Source organism: Paenarthrobacter sp. CM16 (assembly GCF_013179505.1).
Classification (GTDB): Bacteria; Actinomycetota; Actinomycetes; order Actinomycetales; family Micrococcaceae; genus Arthrobacter.
This window is the reverse complement of sequence record NZ_JABMCX010000302.1, coordinates 1-5,478: the sequence shown is the minus strand read 5'-3', so window position 1 is coordinate 5,478 and position 5,478 is coordinate 1. Positions and strand designations below refer to the sequence as shown.

Sequence of the window (5,478 nt, the reverse complement as noted above, 5' to 3'; positions counted from 1 at the left end):
CAGCCGGGAGCCCTGCGGGAAGGTGCCGGTCTCGAACCCCGGGATGGCCAGGGGGACCACCATGGTCAAGGCCAACGCCAATCCGCCGGTCACCAGCGAACGCCTGAACTGGCCCGAGCCCCGCCCGGAACCGGACTGGAGCCTGGCATCAGGGGCGAACCAGTGGCTGCACCCGAGAATGAGGAGGTAGCCAACAACGGCTCCGATGAAGCCGGCTGCACCGACGCTTTGGGGTTTGATGGTGGCCGGAACCACCATGACCGCGAGGAGCCCGATGCCGCTGGCTGCGGGCATCGAAAGTGGTACTGCCAAGGCGTCGATCAGGATCACCAGGAGACCCAGGCAGGCGCACATGACGAACACGATCCCGGCATTGGGTGCAACGGGGGCGCTCTCGGAAACCACCGTCTCGGCAGCGCGCTTAATCAAGCGCCCGACGCCGGAGAACGTCCCTGCAGTGGGGATGAAGCCCGCCAGGCTTTCCTGCCGGAAGAACGTGAAGCTGAGAATCGCTGCGAGTGAGGCAAAGGAACCCAGCGTGGCCAGCAGCGGCTGGGCCCGGAGAGCCCGGAGGAGAGCCAACGTCAGGGCCACGACCAGGACAGTGGTCATCAGGGGCATGAACCAAGCCCAGCCCCTGAGTACGCCGTTCAAGGACAAAGCAGCGCCCAGGACGGCAACCACAATCGACCCGGCCATGAGCCAGGGGTACGGTCCCGGCCCCGGCGTTTGCGGACGCGGGGATCCGGACACCTTGGTGCCGGAGGTTCCGCCGGGTTGGACCGGAGCGGGGGATCCGCGGTGGGACGTAGTGGTCATCGGGGCACCGCCGCTCCACGGCGAACATCCATGGCCGCCCCTGCAGCGGCCACGATTCCACCTTCGTCGAAGGAGGACCAGGCCGCCGGGAGTTGGGTCCTGGACGTCACCTCGGCCACACGCCATCCGGCCAGGCGCAGGATTTCCAGGACCTCGTCATTGTTCCGGGCAGTATCTGTAACCATCAGGGCGAACGCGTTGGCCCCGTAGGCCGCCGCCGGTGCCAGGGACCTGGCCTCAGCAGGAGTCAACGTGCCCAGCAGAGCAAGGAGCGGGCCACGAAGACGGTGGGCTGCCAGCTTGTCCATCAGCCGGTCATCGAAAGCAGCATCGGGGGCATCCGCGGAGGCCATGCCCGGTGCCGGCTCTGCGCTGCGTCTCTCTGCCCTGTGTTTGTCTGCGCTGTGCTGCTCAGCCGTGTGCTGTTCAGCCCTGTGATTGTCAGCTCTGTGTTGTTCAGCTCTGTGGTGCTCTGCCCGGACGTGCCGGGGTCCACTGAGTTCCATGGCCGCCAGCCCTTCGGCGATCGCCTGCAAGCCTCCAATGCCCGAAAATTCTTCGGTGTCCGGCTCGGGCGCGGAACGCGAGCGGATGAATGCCGGACTCCCGAAAACATCCAGCACCCGCAAGGAGTAATTCCATTCCGTCAAATGGGCCGCAATGGACATTGCTGCCGTCACCGCCCACTCAAAGCCGGGACTGGTGACCAAATCCGAGTCCTCGTCATGGCTTCCGAACATTGAACCTGTCCCCGCGGAAAAAGCGGTAAAGCGCTGGTCCAGGATGAGGGTGGCTTCCGGTGTGGTCACCGATTCCTCCTGACGGACCATCAGCTGACCGTGGCGTGCCGTGGCGGCCCAATGCACGCGGCGCATGGGATCGCCGTGCCGGTACTCGCGGGTCATGATGTCATCGTCGCTGGGGTTCGCCCTGATGCGCGTGGCGGTCACCCCGTCGTTGCCGCGCGCCCCTGCAAGTCCGGTGACGGGAAGTTCGACGGCGGCCGGCGTAACGGTGAGGATATCGCCGTCGTCGATTGCATGCCGCCGCAGCGAGAGGCCGAAGGGGTCACTGAACTCTGCGGTCACCGGACCGATGCGGAACTGGCCGCGCTTGCCGGAGCGGAGATGGTATTCGTAACGGCTGGTGCCTCCGGACGCGGACCGGGCAGGAAAACGGAACGCAGGGGGCTCGCCGAAGCGGGGCGGCAACTGCTCCTCCATGATGACGTGCCCGGTGGAATACGAGGACCTGGCAACAGCCAAACGGACAGTGGTGGTGCTGGCAGTTTCCACTGTGGAGGGATTGAACTCCCGATACACCTGGAACTTCGGTTTCAGCACCCGGACTCCAGCAAGGGCCACCAGCGGCAGGAGGAGCAACAACACCGCCAAGGTCAGCAGATCCCGCCGGCCCATGACATAGGCGCACCCGAGCGAGACGGCTCCGGCCGCCAGCAAACCCCAGCCGCGGTTGGTAAACAAATGCTTGGGGAGCCGATCCACGAGCGCCATTTCTGCCTCCTAGGCGGTGTGCCTGTCCCTGCGCCACGCGCCGGGCGGTTCCTGGGCAACCGGCAAAGCGGCCAGGATGCCCCGAAGAATGCTCTGCGGCGTATCACCCGAGCTCGCCGCCTTGCGGTCAAGGATGATCCTGTGGGCAAGGACCGATTCGGCCACATCCACCACGTCATCGGGAAGAACGAAGTCCCTGCCGTCCAATGCCGCAGTTGCTTTGGCTGCACGCAACAGCTGCAACAGGGACCGCGGGCTCGCACCGAGGCGAAGGCGTGCGCTGTCGCGGGTGGCCCGCCCGATAGCCACTGTGTATTCCTTGATGGCAGTGGACACATATACCTGTTGCACGGAGGCAATCATGGCCGCCACATCGGCGGCAGTAACCACTGGAGTTACCTTGACCAGGGGAGACGCGGCCTGGTGCGTCTCCAGCATTTCGATCTCGGCTTCCTTGTCCGGGTAGCCCATGGAAATCCTGGCCATGAAACGGTCGCGCTGGGCTTCGGGCAACGGGTAGGTGCCCTCCATCTCGATGGGGTTCTGCGTTGCGACCACCATGAAGGGCAGCCCCAACTGATAAGAATGCCCGTCCACGGTGACCTGGTGCTCTTCCATGCACTCCAGAAGCGCGGACTGGGTCTTGGCCGACGCACGGTTGATTTCGTCACCGATCACGATGTTCGCAAACACAGCGCCCGGCCGGAACTCAAACTGCCGGGAGGACTGGTTGTAGATGGAGACGCCGGTGACGTCTGAGGGCAGGAGGTCGGGAGTGAACTGGATGCGGGAGACCGTACAGTCCACCGTCCGCGCCAGCGTCTTTGCCAGCAAGGTCTTGCCCACGCCCGGAACGTCTTCCAACAGCAGGTGTCCTTGGGCCAGCAAAACTGTCAAAGCGAGCTTCGCGGCATCGGCTTTGCCATCAATGACCTTGCTGATGGACCCCAGGATGCGTTCGCTGGCATCGTGGAACCGCTCCGCATCCATGACCGGCGGCCTGTGTCCATTGAGTGCCGCACCATCCCGTGGCAGCGTACTGTAAGCCTCGCCCTGGAACGGGGTAGGTTCAACGGATACTTGTCGGTTGGACTCCATGGATTGCCCTTCAGCCGTGGCCACTGCATCAGCAATCTTGATGATGTGTTGCTTTCTTGACCGCCTGTCCGTTCCAGACTACCCAGACAATGGCCGCCTCTGACATAGTGCTCAGGAATTTATGTGCCAAGTGGAATTTATCTCCGTGGGCCTGGCCGCAACTCAGGGGGACCGCGGTCCGATTAAGGTAGGAGCATGTGTAATTCGCTCGCTCCTGCTCCGTACCGCGCACCATCGGGGGAAACAGATTCCCGCAAGGAGTACCCGCCCGCACCCGAAGCCCTTCCCGTCCCCGTCATGGACAACCACACACACTTGGATTTCAGGCACGGACTGATAGAGGTTTCCGTCAAGGACGCCATGGATTCGGCCGAAGCTGTTGGGGTGCAGGGAGCTGTCCAGGTGGGCTGCGATCTGGAATCGTCCCGCTTCACCGTGCAGGCCGTGGATGCAGATCCGCGCTTGCTCGGGGCTGTAGCGATCCACCCCAACGATGCCCCGGTGTACGCAGGGCGCGGTGAACTCGAATCCGCGCTAGCCGAGATCGAAGAGCTGGCGGCGCACCCCCGCATCCGCGCAATTGGCGAAACAGGACTGGATTTTTTTCGGACGCACGGGGACGGTCTGGTTGCCCAGCGGTATTCATTCCGGCGCCACATCGACATCGCCAAGAGGCTGGGCCTGACCTTGCAGATTCATGACCGCGACGCCCACGACGACGTGGTGCAGGTACTGATGGAAGAAGGTGCCCCGGAACGGGTGGTGTTCCACTGTTTCTCCGGGGACGAAGAATTGGCCCGGATCTGCAACCGGAACGGGTGGTACATGTCTTTTGCGGGCACCATGACGTTCAAGAACGCCGGGAACCTTCGGTCTGCACTGGCCATCGCGGAGCCGGACCGGATCCTGGTGGAGACCGATTCGCCGTTCCTGACCCCGCACCCGCACCGTGGGCGGCCGAATGCCAGCTACATGGTCCCCTACACAGTCCGGTCCATGGCGGAAGTGACAGGAGATGACCTCGCCGAGCTCTGTTCGCGTTTGGCGGAAAACACGCTCCATGCCTACGGTTCGTGGGCCTAGGAGGTTCCTTCCAGGGTCTCTGGAGCTGCGGGGGATGGATACCCGGTATGCAGAAGTCTTGGCTGGTTTATAACGGATCGGTTACTGTGTTAAACAAGTAGCCGGGGTCGGGGAAGGCCTTCGGACAGCTGGGCCGGTTAATTCCGGCCTTCATCAGTTGAATGTATTTGGCGGCGCAGATGCCGGCAGCAAGAGCGGGACCAGGTTTTGCGCCTGGCCCCTCCGTTTTGCCGCTGGCATTATTTCTGTGCTTTTCCCCGTGCCCGGATGGTCTGAGAGTTATGGGCAATCGTGATCAAGTTCTTCACAACGGATGGCAAGTTCAGCTTCCTTAAAGTCGGTGCCCAGTTGCTGGTTGTTGCAGCGCTGGTGGTCGGAGTTGTCGCCTTCGTGGGCAACAACAAGACCGTCACCCTCAACGTGGACGGCAAGGTAAGTTCCATCCAGACCTTTGGCGGCACGGTTGACCAGGTGGTCAAGGCAGCCAAGGTTGAACTGAAGGACGCGGACCGGGTTTCTCCGGCCCTCGACGCCCGTGTTGAGAACGGCTCCGTGGTGAACATCAACCTCGCCAAAGCCGTGTCCATTGAACTCGACGGCGCACGCAAGACCGTGAATACGAACGCCCCGGACGTTGCCGCGCTGGTCAGCGAACTTGGCGTGGCCAGCTCCTCCGAGATCTCCCAGCCGAAGGAAGCATCGCTGGAAGTCACCGGCTCCTTCGTCTCCATCTCCACTCCCAAGACCATCAGCGTCGTTGCTGACGGCAAGGACACCAGCACCACCACGACGGCGGCCGACGTCGCCACCGTGCTCAAGGACACCGGCATCACTGTCGGCGCCAACGACCGCATCTCCCAGCCCGGCAACGCGCCCATCGTTCAGGACATGGTGATCAAGGTCTCCCGCGTCGACACCAGCAAGACCGCCGAAGCCACCGAGGAAGTGCCCTTCGAAAGCGTCA

General features: G+C 63.1%; 5 protein-coding genes. 2 read left to right on the top strand and 3 right to left on the bottom strand.

What is annotated here, in order from left to right; all coding sequences use genetic code 11:
- From HP499_RS20165 to HP499_RS20155, 3 genes are all read right to left on the bottom strand, one after another.
- On the bottom strand, positions 1-819 hold an 819-nt coding region (locus HP499_RS20165), incomplete at its 3' end, for a DUF3488 domain-containing protein (RefSeq protein ID WP_216660198.1).
- Positions 816-2,333, bottom strand: a complete 1,518-nt coding sequence (locus tag HP499_RS20160) for a DUF58 domain-containing protein (RefSeq protein ID WP_172325918.1) — start codon at positions 2,331-2,333, stop codon at positions 816-818. The genes HP499_RS20160 and HP499_RS20165, both read right to left, overlap by 4 nt.
- A gap of 9 nt (positions 2,334-2,342) precedes the next feature.
- Positions 2,343-3,431, bottom strand: a complete 1,089-nt coding sequence (locus HP499_RS20155; protein ID WP_172325917.1) for a MoxR family ATPase — start codon at positions 3,429-3,431, stop codon at positions 2,343-2,345.
- 195 nt (positions 3,432-3,626) lie between these two features.
- Between HP499_RS20155 and HP499_RS20150 the strand changes: the two genes are divergently transcribed.
- Positions 3,627-4,514, top strand: coding sequence for a TatD family hydrolase (locus tag HP499_RS20150; protein WP_172325916.1), 888 nt, complete (start codon positions 3,627-3,629; stop codon positions 4,512-4,514).
- A gap of 291 nt (positions 4,515-4,805) precedes the next feature.
- The coding region (locus HP499_RS20145; protein WP_172325915.1) for a ubiquitin-like domain-containing protein at positions 4,806-5,478 on the top strand (673 nt) is incomplete at its 3' end.

What these genes read in the sequence shown, in the direction of transcription:
- HP499_RS20160 (WP_172325918.1), bottom strand. Translation starts at nt 2,333, where the DNA reads ATGGCGCTCGTGGATCGGCTCCCCAAGCATTTGTTTACCAACCGCGGC.
- HP499_RS20150 (WP_172325916.1), top strand. Translation starts at nt 3,627, where the DNA reads ATGTGTAATTCGCTCGCTCCTGCTCCGTACCGCGCACCATCGGGGGAA.
- HP499_RS20155 (WP_172325917.1), bottom strand. Translation starts at nt 3,431, where the DNA reads ATGGAGTCCAACCGACAAGTATCCGTTGAACCTACCCCGTTCCAGGGC.